This is a genomic window from Paracoccus litorisediminis, from assembly GCF_009711205.1.
GTDB classification, from domain to species: Bacteria; Pseudomonadota; Alphaproteobacteria; order Rhodobacterales; family Rhodobacteraceae; genus Paracoccus; species Paracoccus litorisediminis.
On record NZ_WMIG01000021.1, the window covers coordinates 17,911 to 34,039 of the forward strand.

17 protein-coding genes are annotated in these 16,129 nt (G+C 58.5%); 9 read left to right on the forward strand and 8 right to left on the reverse strand.

All coding sequences use genetic code 11. The features are described from left to right. Positions 1 to 132: 132 nt before the first annotated feature. Positions 133 to 642: a tyrosine-type recombinase/integrase gene (locus GL300_RS21780; protein ID WP_246195320.1), complete on the reverse strand. Its 510-nt coding sequence runs from the start codon at positions 640 to 642 to the stop codon at positions 133 to 135. 781 nt (positions 643 to 1,423) lie between these two features. On the opposite strand from GL300_RS21780, the gene GL300_RS21785 reads away from it, so the two are divergent. Beyond that, on the forward strand, positions 1,424 to 1,669 hold the full coding sequence (locus GL300_RS21785) for a hypothetical protein (RefSeq protein WP_155041792.1): 246 nt from the start codon (positions 1,424 to 1,426) through the stop codon (positions 1,667 to 1,669). Between the two features lie 168 nt (positions 1,670 to 1,837). Here the strand turns inward: GL300_RS21785 and GL300_RS21790 are convergent, their stop codons facing one another. Both GL300_RS21790 and GL300_RS21795 read right to left on the reverse strand, forming a co-directional pair. Next, positions 1,838 to 2,032 carry a DUF1127 domain-containing protein gene (locus GL300_RS21790; protein ID WP_155041793.1) on the reverse strand — a complete coding sequence of 65 codons (195 nt, stop codon included), beginning with the start codon at positions 2,030 to 2,032 and terminating at the stop codon, positions 1,838 to 1,840. 713 nt (positions 2,033 to 2,745) lie between these two features. After that, entirely contained in the window at positions 2,746 to 3,870 is a 1,125-nt protein-coding gene (locus GL300_RS21795; RefSeq protein WP_246195322.1) for an alpha/beta hydrolase, read from the reverse strand. A gap of 148 nt (positions 3,871 to 4,018) precedes the next feature. Between GL300_RS21795 and GL300_RS21800 the strand changes: the two genes are divergently transcribed. Continuing rightward, positions 4,019 to 4,621, forward strand: a complete 603-nt coding sequence (locus tag GL300_RS21800; RefSeq protein ID WP_343043168.1) for a Hint domain-containing protein — start codon at positions 4,019 to 4,021, stop codon at positions 4,619 to 4,621. A gap of 237 nt (positions 4,622 to 4,858) precedes the next feature. On the opposite strand, the gene GL300_RS21805 is transcribed toward GL300_RS21800, so the two are convergent. Beyond that, entirely contained in the window at positions 4,859 to 5,605 is a 747-nt protein-coding gene (locus GL300_RS21805; protein ID WP_155041795.1) for a Crp/Fnr family transcriptional regulator, read from the reverse strand. Between the two features lie 152 nt (positions 5,606 to 5,757). Between GL300_RS21805 and GL300_RS21810 the strand changes: the two genes are divergently transcribed. The 4 genes from GL300_RS21810 (at position 5,758) to GL300_RS21825 (ending at position 10,225) form a co-directional block, all read left to right on the forward strand. Continuing rightward, positions 5,758 to 7,761 (forward strand): alkyl/aryl-sulfatase, encoded by a 2,004-nt coding sequence (locus GL300_RS21810; RefSeq protein WP_246195331.1) that lies wholly within the window; start codon positions 5,758 to 5,760, stop codon positions 7,759 to 7,761. A 259-nt stretch (positions 7,762 to 8,020) separates the two neighbouring features. Beyond that, entirely contained in the window at positions 8,021 to 9,139 is a 1,119-nt protein-coding gene (locus tag GL300_RS21815) for a BamA/TamA family outer membrane protein (RefSeq protein ID WP_170297773.1), read from the forward strand. Between the two features lie 189 nt (positions 9,140 to 9,328). Next, positions 9,329 to 9,535, forward strand: a complete 207-nt coding sequence (locus tag GL300_RS21820; RefSeq protein WP_155041797.1) for a cold-shock protein — start codon at positions 9,329 to 9,331, stop codon at positions 9,533 to 9,535. Positions 9,536 to 9,616: 81 nt separating this feature from the next. Beyond that, entirely contained in the window at positions 9,617 to 10,225 is a 609-nt protein-coding gene (locus GL300_RS21825) for a DUF502 domain-containing protein (RefSeq protein ID WP_246195333.1), read from the forward strand. 117 nt (positions 10,226 to 10,342) lie between these two features. Here GL300_RS21825 and GL300_RS21830 read toward each other — a convergent pair whose 3' ends face one another. The 3 genes from GL300_RS21830 to GL300_RS21840 form a co-directional block, all read right to left on the reverse strand. Continuing rightward, positions 10,343 to 11,080, reverse strand: coding sequence for a porin family protein (locus GL300_RS21830; protein WP_155041799.1), 738 nt, complete (start codon positions 11,078 to 11,080; stop codon positions 10,343 to 10,345). Positions 11,081 to 12,036: 956 nt separating this feature from the next. Next, the gene (locus GL300_RS21835) at positions 12,037 to 12,237 is read right to left on the reverse strand and encodes a CsbD family protein (RefSeq protein WP_155041800.1); all 201 of its coding nucleotides are present in this window, start codon (positions 12,235 to 12,237) and stop codon (positions 12,037 to 12,039) included. A gap of 91 nt (positions 12,238 to 12,328) precedes the next feature. Further along, positions 12,329 to 12,799, reverse strand: coding sequence for a DUF1236 domain-containing protein (locus GL300_RS21840; RefSeq protein WP_155041801.1), 471 nt, complete (start codon positions 12,797 to 12,799; stop codon positions 12,329 to 12,331). Positions 12,800 to 13,117: 318 nt separating this feature from the next. Between GL300_RS21840 and GL300_RS27190 the strand changes: the two genes are divergently transcribed. The 3 genes from GL300_RS27190 to GL300_RS21850 all read left to right on the forward strand — a co-directional run bounded on the left by GL300_RS27190 (position 13,118) and on the right by GL300_RS21850 (position 15,112). After that, on the forward strand, positions 13,118 to 13,546 hold the full coding sequence (locus GL300_RS27190; RefSeq protein ID WP_211595325.1) for a formate/nitrite transporter family protein: 429 nt from the start codon (positions 13,118 to 13,120) through the stop codon (positions 13,544 to 13,546). Then, positions 13,516 to 13,953 (forward strand): formate/nitrite transporter family protein, encoded by a 438-nt coding sequence (locus GL300_RS27195; RefSeq protein WP_211595327.1) that lies wholly within the window; start codon positions 13,516 to 13,518, stop codon positions 13,951 to 13,953. Before GL300_RS27190 ends, GL300_RS27195 begins: the two co-directional genes overlap by 31 nt. A 112-nt stretch (positions 13,954 to 14,065) precedes the next feature. After that, entirely contained in the window at positions 14,066 to 15,112 is a 1,047-nt protein-coding gene (locus tag GL300_RS21850; protein WP_155041802.1) for a mechanosensitive ion channel family protein, read from the forward strand. On the opposite strand, the gene GL300_RS21855 is transcribed toward GL300_RS21850, so the two are convergent. Beyond that, complete coding sequence (locus tag GL300_RS21855; protein WP_246195324.1) at positions 15,109 to 16,110, reverse strand: NAD(P)H-dependent flavin oxidoreductase; 1,002 nt, start codon at positions 16,108 to 16,110, stop codon at positions 15,109 to 15,111. The genes GL300_RS21850 and GL300_RS21855 overlap by 4 nt on opposite strands. Between the last annotated feature and the right edge of the window lie 19 nt (positions 16,111 to 16,129).

Here is a 16,129-nt window from a genome sequence, read left to right on the forward strand (position 1 = left end):
ACCTTCACGGCCGAAACTTTACTGCGGTGCCGGTCGAACGGCAGCTTCCGGGAATGCGGCCATGCTGAATCCTGACTGTTTGACCGTCCGCTTTGGGCCGACCGGCAAGTCTCCTGTCGGCCGGTGTGATGCTCACAGATCTATCCCTTCTGACAAGGTGAGCGCGTTATCAAGATCAACGCCAAGATATCGAACGGTGCTGTCCATCTTGGAGTGGCCCAGCAGAAGCTGCACTGCCCGTAGGTTGCCCGTATTCATGTAAATCTGGGCCACCTTCGTTCGGCGCATCGAATGGGTGCCATAGGCACTTGGTTCCAAGCCGATCGACATCACCCAATCACGCAGGATCCGCGCGTACTGCCGTGTCGACAGATGCGGGCTGTGGTGCAGGCGACTGGGCCATAAATACTCAAGGCCAAGCATCTCCGGGTCGGCGATCCAGCGCTCAAGGGATTGTCGCGTCGTCTCGGCGATTTCTAAGCGAACCGGCTTGCCAGTCTTGCTTTGGGTGACCGAGGCGCGCTCCTTGACCCGTCCCGCGGCGAAAACATCGCCGACTTTCAGACAGACAAGGTCACAGCCTCGCAACTTGCTGTCGATGGCCAGGTTGAACAGCGCCAGATCGCGCTTGTTGCCCGCCATTTCCAGACGGACGCGGATTGACTAGACGTGCTTTGGCAGCAGAGGGCGCTTCTGGCCGATGATGCGGCCCCGGTTCCAGGCGGGCCGTTCGGGTCGTAGCGCAGGAAGAAGGTCGTTGGACATGGTGTTGCCTCCTGTCCACCTGTCCCACCCAGACTTCGGCAGATCCGACGCCGCTAAAGTTATCACACACCGATCGAGTCGTTCCGCGTCCTCATCGCGGACCTGTCAGTATAACTTACGGACCGTGCCCTTTGACTTTCAAGGGACCGACAACAGACGGTTGGTTAATTCGAGCCCATCAGCGACATTCGATTAAGGAGCAGCGTGCCTGGATGCTTCGCAGGTGCAGCGAAACTGACGGCCCATTGCTGACGCTCGATCCCCGCTTTCGCCTCTTCGCCGCACTCCCATTAACGGCCGTTCAGCCAATGTGCGGCAGAATCCCAATGGGACGGCAGCGGTGCGGACGAACCGGCCATAAAGTGATTTTCGGGCGAATGCCCGCCGGAGGTCATGGTTTGCATTGGCGCGCTGTTCGGAGGACCGCTGCGGTCACGTGTCAGGCCTTTTTTCGGTTCTGATACATGACTACCGGGCGTTCGCATCGTCACATTTTTTGATCTTATCTTAGCGAGCGGCGCTTTTATCGAGCTCCGAAAGGGACCACATCAATGGCAGCCCATATCAGATGCGGAGGCGTCGGAGGTTTAGGAAGCTTTCTCTCGTCGTCTTGGTGTTCTCTGCTGCGGTGGGAACGGCATTAGCGGATAGCAAACCGTTGACCCCCGGCCATATCCAAGAGGCCGCGATTATGGGTCTTAACCCGCATGTCTTCAGTCGCATGGACATCGCTCAGATCGAAGCTGAGCCAACCTGGCGCGACCGCCGTGAACGTATCCGCTTTATCCTCGAGAAGAAGGCCAAGGCCGGAGAGGATATCTCGAATCCCTATACCTCCAGCGGATGGTTCGGGGTTTATGGCGGCATGGGACAAGGTCGTGTAGGTATCGGAATAGGCTTCTGAAATCCGGTTTCGGCACATTTCGCGGGAAGGCAGGTTCGGGTCCTGCGACACCCTCCATGCGACCGAGCGAACCGTAGATGAAAAGCATCGCGTTTTGGATTTCTGTCGCCCGCGTATGAAAAAACCCCGAGGCATCGCCGCGGGGTCTGTTCATCGATCAGAATTGCTTCAGACGCTGCGGGCAACACGCTCGATATCGCCACGGGTCAGGCCGAGATCGCTCAACTCGCGATCCGTCAGCTGGCTCAATTCTCGGCGGGTGATGCGGGCGTCGTTCCAAGCGGAAACCATCGCGGTCACGCGGGCAAAGACGAGACCCAAACCACCGGCAGCACGGTTATGGCTCATTTCGACAGCAGACATCTCGGCACCTTTTTCATCTTGCCCATCCATCGGGCATGTTGCGGACAAAAGGGATATAGGCCGGGCTTCATATGGGAAGTAGCCGTGATCCCGGCAGAGCAGCCATGCATTCTGCGCGGGTAGCATGGGCGGTTGCCAGGCTTCCCGCACAGACTAGCATGCAGCGTGAAACCTGCACCGAAGGCGTGCGCGACATCGACGCGGCCGCGTGATCCCTCGCCTCGTCGCGACACCTTCAGGAAAGAAAACAATCATCATGCGGACGAAGCGGACGGTCAAGGTAGCCCCCCTAGACCCTTTGGAGTTGTCTCCATAGCCTGATCCGCCGAGGCCGAGACATTTCGGGATTAACTATTTTACCAGCCTGCCTCCCACGCCTACGTGACCATGCTGCCGGCGCTGAAGGAGGAAGCCGAGACGGCCGCCATCACCGCTGAGGTCGAGGCCCGGACTGCAAAGGATCACGTGGGCAAAGCGCCGCCACCGCGCGCGAGCGGCGTACCGAGCAGATCTCGATCCGCACCCCGGTCCAGCACGCGCGTGAAGGTGGAAAGCCTCGCCAAGACTAAGAGCATTTCTTTGGCTGAACTGGTCGAACGGGCAAAGAGGGCCATCGCCCCTTTTTTAACGGTGAAGGCGACCCGTCACGCTTCGGAACCGCAACACGCTCGCGAACCGAAGTCATGGTATCCCCTCAAATATTTGTGTCTCATTTAACCGCCGGAGATCAGGATCGGCACATTGTTCAACATTGCGGCAAGACCCGGCGTTTGCCCACGCGAGAAACCGCCTGACCGATTCATCCCCGCGCCGATCAGCTTTACGACCTCGGGCGAGCCGGCGAACTTCGAATGGCTGCCCGAAGATGAATCGTGGATCTGCGACAGGTCGATGACCGTCACACCCAGTCCGTCAAGTTTGGCCGCATCGGTCGCACCTACACGTGGCACGCCACCGGCGATCCGACGCGAGGCCAGAAGTGCACGATCGTCCTTGGAGACTAACAGAAAGATCTTTTCGCGGATCTGGGGCGAAAGCTGTTCGATCTGAGTACGAAAAAGGTCGATATCGATGTCGGGAGAGGCCAAGACGATGTTGTTGATGGTCCGCCGCTTGCCTAGGGTCCCAGCCTTCTGCGCATCGACAAGTCCCTCCATCGTCAGTAGTGTTCCCATGGAATGGGAAAAAATATCAACGCTTTCAGCGTTTGTATTTACCATGATGTCTGAGATTTCCTTCAACTTGCCGCGCGCGATGAGGGCGCTGTTCATGTCATAGACATAGCGCGTGGCGCTGGCCGCCGAGGCCCAGGTCATCAGGACGGGGACGCCTTGGTAGTTGGTGTCCTCGACGAATTGGGTCAGGCGAAGGATCGCATCGCTAGCCGTGTTGTTATAGCCGTGAACGAATAGCAACAACCGCCGCTGTCCGGGTGGGCGTTGGGCCAGTTCGCGATTTATCTCCGCAATGAAGGAGGTGTCGCTGCGATAGACCATCGGTTCGACAATCGTGAATTCCTTGCGGGGATCGGGCGGCAGTTCCTGGGGCCGCTCAACCTCGCCCACCTTGTGGTTCGGCGGAACCGTCGTCACGACCGAAGCTAGGCCAAGTGCGGGTGCGCGCGCCGCCGAGAAAAAGGCTCCCGTGACCTCCGTGGCCTGCCGTGTCGTGGTGATGAATACTTTGTGACGACGAACCTCGGCTAGATGCGCGGTCGGAATCTCGGGATTTTCTACACCGATCAGTTCCGGAGGACGGTTGCATCCCGCAAGCAAGGTCGCAACAAGCATCAGTGCAAAAGGTAGCCGATTTGAAACCGCCAGATATTCTCTTCGCATATAGCCCTCGGGGGGTTGTCGCCGTCGCCCGGAGAGTGCCGGAGCCCGTGTGCCCGTGCAAGTGAGTACAGCTCGCGGAAAGGTACGCCCCCACTTGGCCACCAGCCTCGCTGCGCTGCGGTAGTACCTGCCAGGCGATCGGTTTGAGATCGCTACTCCCACGGGCTTGCAGAAGGTCGAAGACCTGCAGGTGGGTGATCTGGTTGAGACATTGGATCGTGGGCCGCAGCCGATACGATGGATCGGATCGCGCAAAATCGAAGGGGCAGCTCTCGCCCAACGCCCTGAACTTCGGCCAATCAAAATTCCCGCAGGAGCCTTGGGCAAGGGGCATCCGGAACTGGATCTGCTCGTCTCACCCCAGCACCGCATCGCGCTGTCCTCACCGATTACTCGGCGAATGTTCGGCCAGGAGGAAGTGTTGGTACCGGCAAAGCACCTGATCGGATATGCTGGCATCACCGTCGAGGCAGCTCCTGAAATCGAATATTTCCACTTCGTCCTGGATCAGCACGAACTCGTTTGGGCAAACGGGGCACTGACAGAAACCATGCTGGCAGGACCGATGGCACTAAAGGCGCTCGGAGCTGCCCAGTGCCGTGAGCTTGCGCTGATCTTTCCGGAGATCGAGATGCCGAGTTTCACGCCTACGCCAGCTCGCCGGATACTCAAGCGGCACGAGAACAGACAGGCACTGCGACGGCACGAGAAGAATCACAAGAGCCTCTACGATAAGGTGAGCGCGAGCTAAGCCAAGTTTTGCACACATCAGGCGACGGCCGAAACTTGAGAAGGAGTCCGTCGCCACGAGTCGTCCAGTAACTTACATCGTCTTAGCATGGCGAGCGTTGCCAGCAGCTTACCTACCGCCGGAGCAGCTTGCCAAAACCATGATGATAATCTTGCTGCGGTAGGAAGCGGCGCAGTCTGCGCATCCGTATGAAACCCCCAAGTGCAATCGTGGGGTATACGGGTAAGGAATGTGAATTTAGTCAGACCTCGAGGATAGTTGACGCAGGGCAGTGGCATTGTCTCCACAGATGGAGAGAAGTTTGCCACGGTCAGTGATACGTATTTTTCCGTAACCCGGCTCGATGCAGTCGAGGTCGTGTAGCCTGCGCATGACCCGCTGCAATGTCGGCTGCGATAGTGCAACGAGCTCGCCGAGCTTAATTTGTGACAGATACACCCAACCCTCGGGATCTGGCGCGTGCTCCAAATGCATTAAGAGTCGCAACGCGACCCGAGACTCCGAAGAGGCAATCGAGATGTTGGCCAACAGGAAGAAGGTGGTGGCGAAGTTCTGGTAGGAAAGCGCATAGAAATCGTGGAGAAGCATCGGTTTCCTCTCGACAAGTTCTTTCAGTTCTCCTGCCCCCAAATGAATGACTGCAACCTTCGTCGCCGCATGGACCGAGACCAAGCGTTTGGCGGATGACATGAGCGCCAGATCGCCCACCCAAAAGCCGGGATCTGCAGCGTGAAAGGTGAAGTCATTACCATCAGTGCGAGGAATAGAGATGTCCAACGCTCCTGCGACGAGACCGAAAACGCCATTCGCCATGTCCCCAACCGAATATAGGGCAGCACCGGTCTCAAACACACGCAGACGCGCGATCGAGGCGAGCTCAGCGCGGACTACATCTGATCGCTCCGCAAACCACCCTTCTTTCGAGAGGAGATCTAGTGCCTCTGGCAGTGTGACCGCATCGACCGGCTTCTCACGTTGATTCATTGAAACCCATCATTTGAGTTTTTTGCTCTGATATTGTGCAGCTAGGGTAGATCTACCACGATTCGGAACGATGCATAGTCGATCCGTCGCGGCGGTGGACAGCCATGCGCGGAAGACAGTGTCATGGATGTTTCTCCTGAGACTTGCGTTCGATGAAAATAGCAGGTGAGAAAAACATGCCTATTCCCAGACGCTTACTTAACTCAGTCGCCGGCATTCTTTGTGCATTTCTGGCACTTCCGGCATTCGCGCAGGACGATCCTCGTAACGATGCGAGCGAAACGACCAAGCAGACGAACGCCAAACTCCTCGATTATTTGCCCTTCGACGATAAGACTGATTTCGAGGATGCCAATCGGGGTAAACTGGCTGATCTACCGCCAGAAATGATCAACACCGCCGACGGTGCACTGATCTGGGACCCGGGCAAATATGGTTTCATCAAGGAAGGCTCAGAAGCCCCGGACTCAGTCAATCCTAGTCTGTGGCGGCAGTCCCAGTTGATCAACATCAGCGGCCTGTTCGAGGTGGTGAAGGACGGGATCTATCAGGTCCGGAACCTCGACCTGTCAAACATGACCATCATCGAAGGCAAGGAAGGCATCACCATCGTCGATCCGCTGGTTTCTGCTGAGACCGCCAAGATCGGGCTGGACCTCTATTACAAGACCCGTGGCGAAAAGCCGGTCAAGGCCGTGATCTATACCCATAGCCATGTCGACCATTATGGTGGCGTCCGCGGCGTCACCAGCGATGAGGACGTGGCCAGCGGCAAGACCAAGATCTATGCGCCGGAAGGCTTCCTTGAGGCTGCTGTTGCCGAGAACGTCTTTGCGGGTACCGCGATGAGCCGCCGCGCCAGCTACATGTATGGCAACCTGCTGCCGCCGGATGAAAAGGGTCAGGTCGGCGCAGGACTTGGCACCACGACCTCGGCCGGGACCGTGACGTTGATCCCGCCCACCGACATCATCACCAAGACCGGCCAGAAGGAAACCATCGACGGCCTGACTTACGAGTTCCTGATGGCGCCTGGCTCGGAAGCACCCTCGGAAATGCTGTGGTATGTCGAGGATTACAAGGCCATCGAAGCGTCGGAGGATGCGACGCACACGCTGCACAACACCTATTCACTGCGTGGCGCCAAGATCCGGGAACCGCTGCCCTGGTCGAAATACCTCAACGAGGCGCTGGTGATGTGGGGCGACGATGCCGAGGTGCTTTTCGCCCAGCACCACTGGCCGACCTGGGGCAATGATAATGTCGTGGAACTGCTTGAAAAGCAGCGCGACCTCTATCGTTACATCAACGACACCACGCTCAACATGGTTAACAAGGGCATGACCATGCGCGAGATCGCCGAAGACTTCAAACTGCCGCCCGCTCTCGACACGTTCTGGGCCAGCCGCGGCTACTACGGCTCGATCTATCATGATGTCGCGGCGACCTATGTGCTGTATCTGGGCTGGTTCGACGGTAACCCTTCGACGCTACATGAGCTGCCCCCAGTCGATGGCGCCAAGAAGTTTGTCGAATACATGGGCGGCGCGGATGCCGTGATGGAAAAGGCCAAGGCCGATTTCGATGCCGGTAATTATCGCTGGGTCGCCGAGGTCATGAATAAAGTGGTCTTCGCCGATCCGGAAAATCAACCGGCCAAAAACCTGACCGCTGACGCGCTCGAGCAGCTGGGTTATCAGGCCGAATCCGGTCCGTGGCGCAACTTCTACCTGTCCGGTGCGCAGGAGTTGCGTAAGGGCGTGGCACAGCTTCCGACCCCGAACACCGCCAGCCCCGACACGATCGAGGCCATGTCGCTAGAGATGATCTTTGACTATGCCGGTGTGCGCCTCGACAGCGCTAAGGCGGGCGACGCGAACATCAAGCTGAACTTCGACTTCGGCAGTGATGGCAAATACTTGGTTGAACTGGTGAACGGCGTTCTGAACCATACCAAGGACGTTCAGGCCGACGATGCCGGTGCCACCGTGACCTTGCCGCGTAGCGCGATAAACAAGATCATGCTGGGTGAGGAGACGCTGGATCAAGCGACGTCGTCGGGTGAGGTGAAGGTGACGGGCGATCCTGCCAAGCTGACCGAGCTTGTCTCCTATCTCGACAAGTTCGAATTCTGGTTCAACATCGTCACTCCTTGAATGGCCATTAGAGCCTCAATTGGTGGCAACTGATCTTCGATATACGGACAGGCCCTTTGTGGGCCTGTCTTTTGATCACAATATAGCTCCTGTCGACAGCACCATGGCCAGCCACGTTCTACAAGCTGCAGAATGCTTTTGAGAGGCCCCGGGCCTCGGGAAATACTGGCACCCCTCCGAAGGTCCAAAAACCAGCACAGCGACGCAACGGGAAGGGTTTAAGATGTGCGCATGGTTCCGATCGTCAACATCCTTGGGAGTGATCTCGGTCATCGCAGTGACTTCTCTGGCTCCGGCTAGCCAGGCCTTTGACTGGTCGATCTTTGTTGATCCTGACGATCACATGTTCGATGCCTCGGCCTTGCTTGCCCGCGGTGGCTTCATTCCGATCCCGGTCATCATCACCGAACCCGCGGTCGAGGGCGGGTTCGGCGTTGTCGGTCAGTTTATCAACGGTGCGCTTGGCCCCGGAGGCCAAGGTGCCCGCACCATGGTCGGCCTGGCCTATACCGGCAATGATTCCAAGGCTGGAGGCATCATGCGGACGGGCCAGTTTCGCGAAGGCAAAGCCCGCTATCAGCTTGCCTTTGGCGGTGCGGATATCACGCTCCCGATCTTTCCCTTCGGATTGGACCGCTCTGTCGACTATTTTAATGAAGTGTTCGGAGGGATCGCAGCAGCACGCTTTCAGATCGGGGAATCTCAGTTTTGGGCCGGACCGCGTCTAACTTATCGACATTCCGTGGTTTCGCTAGGCGCGGGCGAGGATGAAACCGAAATCGGCAGCCGCGTGCGCGCGCTGATCAACGATGTCATTGATTCAAAGCAATATATATCGTTGGGGGCGTCGGTGCATTACGACAGCCGCAACAACCCAGTCTCGCCCACCAACGGTATCAATGCCGTGCTTAAATTCGATCGCTATGACAGCGCGTGGGGCAGTGATGCGAATTTCAACAATGTCTCGGCGACCGTCGCCAGCTTCACCGAATTCGGCGATGCTTGGTCGTTGGGAATGCTGGCGGAATACGACACGACAGGCGGTGACGTACCCTTTACCTTAGCCCCCAGCGTCGGGTTGCGCGGTGTGCAACATGGTCGTTATTCCGGCGACAGTGCACTGACGGCCGAGATCGAGTTGCGACGCCAGTTCACTCCTCGCTGGGCGGGTGTGGTGTTTGGCGGATACGGCGAGACCCATGTCAAAGATTCTCGCCTATATCAGGCCGAGGACGATATCTGGACCTGGGGAGCAGGCTTTCGCTATCGCATCGCGCGCAAGATGGGCATTGACGCCGGGTTGGATATTGCCAAGGGCCCGGAGGACACGATCTTCTACATCCAGTTCGGCCACGCTTGGATGCGGGCGATGGACTGAGGCAGTAAGATCGGCCCAATTGGGCGCTGTGAAAAGAGGCGGCGACATAATTGAAAATGTTGCACGGTAGCAACGAGAAGCCCAACCGCTGATCAGTCGTATCGGCCCGCCTGCAATGGTCGTTCCCATGAAGAGGCGGGGCAGCTAACAGGTCTTGTATACTTTTCCATTAGATTCAGGATCCGACAGATGACGACCGGCGTAGTGAAGTGGTTCAACAACGACAAAGGCTATGGGTTTATTCAGCCTGATGCAGGAGGGGCCGATGTCTTTGTCCACATCTCGGCTGTAGAGCGTGCTGGTCTGCGTGGGCTTCCTGAGGGACAAAAGGTCTCCTCTGAGGTTGAGTCCGGTCGCAACGGTAAAGACAGCGCGGTCGAGCTGACGCTCATTTGAGCTGCGAGTGGATCCGCAGGCCTAAACGCTAGTTTGTGGAAGGCCAGAGCAATCACCATATCCGGATAGTCGTTGTTGGACATGCAGAATAACCGGCGTGCAATACATTCCTTGGCGATTTTTGTCCGGGCGACGATTATTGGTGGCCTCGTCTTTTTGCTACCATTCGGGATCGTGCTGCTTGTGATCGGCAGACTCTATGCCGCGGCGAGACCCATCGGACAAAAGCTGCATGAGTTGGTCTTTCCCAATTCGATCTCGAACCTATGGCCGCTGGTGTTCTCGGTGGTGGTGCTGATCGCAATTGCTTTCCTTGCCGGGATTTTCGCGAAAAGCGGTTTAGGACGACGGACATTCGAGTGGCTCGAGTCGGCACTGCTCAGTCGAATGCCTCCGTACACGATCTTAAGGCAGATGATCGAAGACTATGTCGACGGCGATCGCAATCTTGCTACGAGCAAGGCTGTCGCTGTCGTCATGGTCCATTTTGATGACTATTCTTGCCCCGCCTTTCTGGTCGAGCGCCGCGAGGACAAAGCAGTGCTGTTCATTCCCGGAGCACCTTCTGCAACGTCGGGGAGCGTCGCATTTGTCAATTGGGAGCGTGTTGAGGAATCCAACCTGACGCCGTTCGAGGTCATGCAAAGCATGCGGCGTCTGGGTCGAGGACTTGGGATCGGGAAAGGATAAACTTCAAGTCTCTGGATAGCCGGGGATGACGCGTTGGCGCAGTGTACATCACCGGTCTGGGCAACCCAATGTGCCAGCACAAGGTCCTATGCGGCTGGCAACTGCGACCTTTGAAAGTTAGAACCGGACATTCATCCCAATCACCGGGCCACTGAGCGCGATATCGGAATCGAGCCCGCCAATTTCCTGTTCAAGCTCCATGTGGCGATAGCCAGCTTGCACCGCCCAACGTTCATTGATCCGGTAGCCGACTGTGGCGACAGCCTGCCAGGTGGTCTCGTCCCCAGAGGTCTGGCCATAATCGAAATAGCCGACTGCAAACCACTGCTCGTTAAACGGAGCGGTAAATCGGCCGGCGACCAGAGGGACCGCCCAAGTCTTATCGCCGCCGAAATTTTGGTCGTTGGCCACACGACCCGCCTTGAGGCCGACATCCAGATCGACATCGAAGGCGCGCAGCCCAACTCCGATATCGGCCGTCAGCTGCGCGCTGTCATAGCTACGATAAAGTGCATAGGCCGAGACGGCAGAAAGCTCGGTTTTTATGTCACCTTCTGAATAAGCCAGCCCGAAGGGCGTTTCCTTGCCGGTTGAGAGCTTTGCGTAGACGCCATCGATCAGGACGCTCCATTCATCCCGCCGTGCCTCAAACGAACCCATGAACGCCATGTCGAGATTATCGAGTACATTGCTGCTACCTGACCCGCTGCTCAACTCTCCCAGAGGGGTATCGACTGTGGCATCAAGGCCGGGCACCCACGCATAGATAGTCGCGGAATACGACCAGTCCGCCTCTTGTGCATGCGCCATCATGGGGAGGATGCAGAAAGGCAATACAAACGTTTGTAGACGCATTTTATCTCTCCCATGTTCGTTACTGTGACGGTGACATCTTTGACACTCTTTGGGAATGTTACTCGGATTTTCCGGACCGAGATGCGCTTCCGCGGTCACAGCGTGTGGTCATCGAATGCGTAACGCTCGACCTCGAGGCAACGAGGCCGCTACTCCCCGAATGTCCGACGTCAGACTGCGGGACAATTCCCATTTAAAAGTGTCCAAGTGCTGGGAGTGAACTTCCAGTCTTGCACTTTTGCCGCAGCTGAGTTGCCGCGTTGCCGTCAGGCAGTAAACGCCTGCTCGGTGTCGTAGGGCGCCGCGTCACCTGAATGACCGCTTGATCAAATATGCTGCAGTTACCGTTCCGCAGCGCGGCGGACGTCTCTCCGCCCAATTGGCCTGTGACGGTCCAAATTTCGCCGCGGAGCGCACGAACTTCTGCTATCTCATATTGCTGCGGATGCAGCGCCGCATGGCTGAAAGTCGGCTCACCGCCCGTCATGGGCCGCAGGACAGGGCGATCGCTGCGCGGCGCAGGAGTGTCAGCTTTCCCAAGTTCGCCAGTGGGGCAGTGCTGCACTGCCGACAGACGGCTTTCCGCCCTAGCATCGTGCAGGTGGCAGACACGAGGATTGGGTTCCTGTGTGGCAAACAACCGGCTGGTTGGTCCACTTTGTTAATGAAGCGGTAGTCGTAAGCGTGAGCTTAATTAACATAAATCGGATTATACCTGTAACGGTATAATGTTACCGCTTTATAAAGTTGGCACCCTATCTCTTCGGGGAGGTTGGCGATGCAGTAGCCAAAATGTAGCGCATCGACGTCATTGTAGGATATGTTGAAGTTGAGTTGTCCATCTATGAGGGCGCGGAGTTCAGCCCGTCGAATGAGCCCCAAGAGCATGCGATCGGTCGTTGAAATTACCCAGCCCCCGCAATAATGCGGGGGCTTCCGTTTCTCGGCAGAAACGCTCAGGTTCGTTCGCGGACGAAGTCATCCATGCGTTGCTCGGCCTCCTCCTTGGTCCAACCGTATTTTTCCTGAAGCTTGCCAGCCAGCTTGTCCTTCTTGCCGGCAATCTCGGTCAATTCGTCATCGGTCAGGTCACCCCATTGCTCTTTGACCGAACCTTTGACCTGGTTCCATTTGCCTTCGATGATATCCCAGTTCATGAGGATGTCCTCAAATAAGTTTGGCTTGTTGATGTGTGCGGGATTTCAGTGGCAGTGGCCTAAGCTCGCCGCCACAAAAATTGCACTGTCGCTATTGCACGATGTGCACGACTTTGCGGCTGGTCGGATCGACGATGACCGGCTGCTCATTGACGTAGACATAGCGATAGTCCGAGTTCGGAATCTGTTGGACCTCGACGGTTTGCGGCAATTGCGTGCCGACGACGACCTGTCCCTGCACTGGAACCGACTGAACACGGTTTTCCAGCACATAGGTGCGGGTTTCTGCGGTCATCGCGTCTTCGGCGACATCCCCGGCGACTGCGCCGACGACACCACCGACAGCCGCCCCCACTGGACCACCGACGACTGCGCCAGCAATGGCCCCGGTTGCGGCACCACTCGCGGCCCCGCCCCCGGTGGTGTCTTGACCGGGCTCAACCTTCTGTTGGGTTACGACGACAGGTTCAGTGGTCGTCGTGACCGTGGTTTGCGCAAGGGCGAAGCCAGCGCTTGAGGCAAGCGTGAACGCACCCAAAGAAAGGGCAAGAAACCTGTTCATGATCTTGTTTCCTCTGCATTTTTCCTTCGGCGACATAACCAGCTTGGACGGTCGATGTTCCAGAAAATTACGCTCTGCATCATCCAGACCGGCTGCCTCTTCGCCCCCGGCTTCGCCAAAACTTTGACCTAGCGAGGAAAAATCCCTCGGCCAGAATGTGATGACGAATTCGTGTGCTGGTAAGTAACTTCACTCGAGCTCCGGCCGTTCGGCATTCGAGAATTCGACTGTGTTGTGCATTCTCCCGAGCGTTGCGAAGTCCGGAACTCCTCGTGCCCCGCAAGCGTCACTCTCCGATAGGTCGCGGTGGAGAGGATCATGACAACTGCAAAAGACCAATCGAATGCACCCGCCAAAGCCATTCCCACTAAGGAACTCGAGGAGCACATGCCCTCGAAGGCCGCGACCGTGCACGAGATCCTGCGCCGCGAGGGTGAACGCGAGCTTTCCCGCGAGGTCTTTGCGCTGTTCTGGTCGGCCTTGGCAGGCGGCATCACCATGAGCATGTCGCTGGTCGCGCGCGGCATCTTTCAGGCCAACTTGCCCGAAATCGAGTTGGGATTCCTGATCGAGGCCGTGGGCTACACTTTCGGCTTCATCTTCGTCATCGCGGCGGGCCAGCAGCTTTTCACCGAAAACACCGTGACCCCTGTCATCCCCGTGCTGCGCCGCCCCAGCCTTGGAAATATCGCCGCCTCTTGCGGCTTTGGGGAGCGGTGCTCGCGGGCAATACCATCGGCGGCGTGATCGCGGCGGCGGTCTTCGTCTGGATGCCGCTCTTCAGCCCCGAGACCGATGAGGCCTTTCTCAAGATCAGCCAGCACCTGATGGAGAAGACGCCGACGCAGATGTTCACCGGCGGCATCGTCTCGGGCTGGATGATCGCGACCATGGTCTGGGCGATCCATGGGCTTGAGGCATCGAAACTGTCGCTGATCTTCCTCGCCACCTATCTGGTCGCGATCGGTGATTTTCCGCATGTCGTCGTCGGCAGCATCGAGGTCGCCTATCTTCTGTTCATGAACGCGACCACAATTCCCGAGGCGCTGTTCACCTTCCTGATCCCGGTGACCTTGGGCAATATTGTCGGCGGCACCGCGATCTTTGCGCTGGTCAGCCACCTTGAGGTCCGTGCCGATGAGGAAGTGACCTGACTGCCGCGTTCGTGGACAGCCCTGCGGCGTTCCGCCGACCCGCCCGCCGCGTCGGAACCGAGACCCGCCCGAGAGGTTGGGCCGACTTGACGCGGCAATCGAAAGGATCCCGATGCCAAGCTGGATGCAGACTTCGCTGGTCTTCCTCATCGCGCTGGCTGCAGCGTGGAGCGCGGGCTACCTGCTCTACCGCCTGAGCTTGAGGGCCCTGCAAAACCGCGACGAATTCTGGCGGCGCATGGCTGGACGGGCACGCGGCCCGCTTCAGCTTGGCCTGATGATCATGGCTTTGTCCTTTGCCGCCAATATCGCGCCCTTGCCTGCCCTGCAGGGCCAGGTCCTGCGCCATGCCCTTCTGATCGCCTTCATCGCCTGCGCGACATGGGCGCTGACCATCATGCTGGATGTGTGGATGACCCTGCATCTGCGCCGCTTCCGACTGGATGTCGAGGACAACCTGCTGGCCCGCAAGCATGTCACCCAGATCCGCATCCTGCAGCGGGTCAGCGTCGTCCTTGTCATCGCCATCGGCATCAGTGCGGCGCTGATGACCTTTGACCGGGTCTGGCAATATGGCGTCAGTCTGCTGGCCTCGGCCGGGGCGGCGGGGATCGTTCTGGGTTTGGCGCTACAGCCGGTGCTGCGCAATCTGTTGGCCGGCATACAGCTTGCCGTCACCCAGCCGATCCGCATCGATGACGCAGTCATCGTCGAGGGCGAATGGGGCAATGTCGAGGAAATCACCGCGACCTATGTCGTCATCCGCGTCTGGGACAAGCGCCGTTTGATCGTGCCCCTGAACTATTTCATGGAGCAACCCTTCCAGAACTGGACGCGCAAGGACGCCACCCTGATCGCCACGGTGCTGATTTATCTGGATTACGGCGTCAGCATCCCAGAATTGCGCGCCGAGGCCGAGCGCATCACCCGCGCCTCGTCTCTGTGGAATGGCGAGGTCTTTGCCCTGCAGGTCACTGATTTCCGTGACCGCGAGGTCGAGATCCGCATCCTCGCCAGCGCCCGCCATGCCGGAAAGGCCTTCGACCTGCGCTGCGAGATCCGCGAGAAACTGCTCGCTTATCTGCAGCGCGAGCAGCCCTCGGCCCTGCCCCAGACCCGCGCGAGCTTCGCCGATGCGGTAAGGCCCGCGTTGAATTAGACGCGGTCGCCGCGCAATTCCCGCGCCAGCAACCGCATTAGATCGGCGGCAGGCATTGCCCGCGCCAAAGGCGCGCCCTGCCCGGCCCATTGCGCGGCAAACCCATGCTCGCCCTGCTTCACCGCCCCGGCACTCAACTGCTTGGCCGCGTCATAGGCATAGGGATAGCCCGCGGGGCGCTGTTTTGATGCCTCGCAATATTCGATGAAGCGATTGACCATGCCCCGCGCCGGTCGCCCAGAAAGCGCGGCGGTCAGGCGGGTGTGAAACGCCCGCGCGCCGCTTAGGCTTTCGTGATAGGCGGCATTGGCGGCGGATTCCGGGCAGAGGATGAAGGCCGTGCCCAGTTGCGCCGCAGCGGCCCCCAAATCCAACGCGGCCCGCACCCCCTGTCCGTCCATTATCCCGCCCGCCGCGATCACCGGCAGCGATTGGTTTTGCACCAGCAGCCGGACAAGGACCGAGGTACCGAGCCGCTCATCCGGCGCGGCAGGGTCGAACATACCGCGATGGCCGCCCGCCTCGATTCCCTGCGCCACGATCGCATCGACCCCGGCCTCCTTGATCGCGCGGGCCTCGACGAGATTGGTGGCGGTGGCCATGGTCTTGGTCCCGAGCGCCCTCAGCGCGGCAATCTTTTCCGGCGCAGGCAGGCCAAAATGGAAGCTGACGACCTCGGGGCGGGTCTCGGTCAGCAAAGTGAAGGCATCCTCGTCATCGACGAAAGATTTATAGATTTCCTCAAGTCGCACCGGGGGCGTGATGCCGAATTCCGCAAAAAGTGCAAGGAAGGCCAGCCATTCCGAATCGCGGGCGGGATCGGGTTCCTCGCGCTGATGGCAAATGACGTTCACATTGATCGGGCGCGAGGTCAGTCGGCGCGTCTCCTCGATCATCGCCCGCGCCTGCGCGACGCTGCTGGAACCGATGCCAAGCGCACCCAGCCCTCCGGCATTGGAAACGGCCGCTGCCAAGGCAGGCGTCGAGGTTCCGGCCATCGGGGCCTAAATGATCGGA

Coding starts and splice junctions, on each gene's coding strand:
- GL300_RS21795 (WP_246195322.1), bottom strand. CDS start 3,870: ATGCGAAGAGAATATCTGGCGGTTTCAAATCGGCTACCTTTTGCACTG.
- GL300_RS21830 (WP_155041799.1), bottom strand. CDS start 11,080: ATGCGTCTACAAACGTTTGTATTGCCTTTCTGCATCCTCCCCATGATG.
- GL300_RS21820 (WP_155041797.1), top strand. CDS start 9,329: ATGACGACCGGCGTAGTGAAGTGGTTCAACAACGACAAAGGCTATGGG.
- GL300_RS27190 (WP_211595325.1), top strand. CDS start 13,118: ATGACAACTGCAAAAGACCAATCGAATGCACCCGCCAAAGCCATTCCC.
- GL300_RS21850 (WP_155041802.1), top strand. CDS start 14,066: ATGCCAAGCTGGATGCAGACTTCGCTGGTCTTCCTCATCGCGCTGGCT.
- GL300_RS21855 (WP_246195324.1), bottom strand. CDS start 16,110: ATGGCCGGAACCTCGACGCCTGCCTTGGCAGCGGCCGTTTCCAATGCC.
- GL300_RS21810 (WP_246195331.1), top strand. CDS start 5,758: ATGAAAATAGCAGGTGAGAAAAACATGCCTATTCCCAGACGCTTACTT.
- GL300_RS21825 (WP_246195333.1), top strand. CDS start 9,617: ATGCAGAATAACCGGCGTGCAATACATTCCTTGGCGATTTTTGTCCGG.
- GL300_RS21835 (WP_155041800.1), bottom strand. CDS start 12,237: ATGAACTGGGATATCATCGAAGGCAAATGGAACCAGGTCAAAGGTTCG.
- GL300_RS21780 (WP_246195320.1), bottom strand. CDS start 642: ATGGCGGGCAACAAGCGCGATCTGGCGCTGTTCAACCTGGCCATCGAC.
- GL300_RS21805 (WP_155041795.1), bottom strand. CDS start 5,605: ATGAATCAACGTGAGAAGCCGGTCGATGCGGTCACACTGCCAGAGGCA.
- GL300_RS21840 (WP_155041801.1), bottom strand. CDS start 12,799: ATGAACAGGTTTCTTGCCCTTTCTTTGGGTGCGTTCACGCTTGCCTCA.
- GL300_RS21790 (WP_155041793.1), bottom strand. CDS start 2,032: ATGTCTGCTGTCGAAATGAGCCATAACCGTGCTGCCGGTGGTTTGGGT.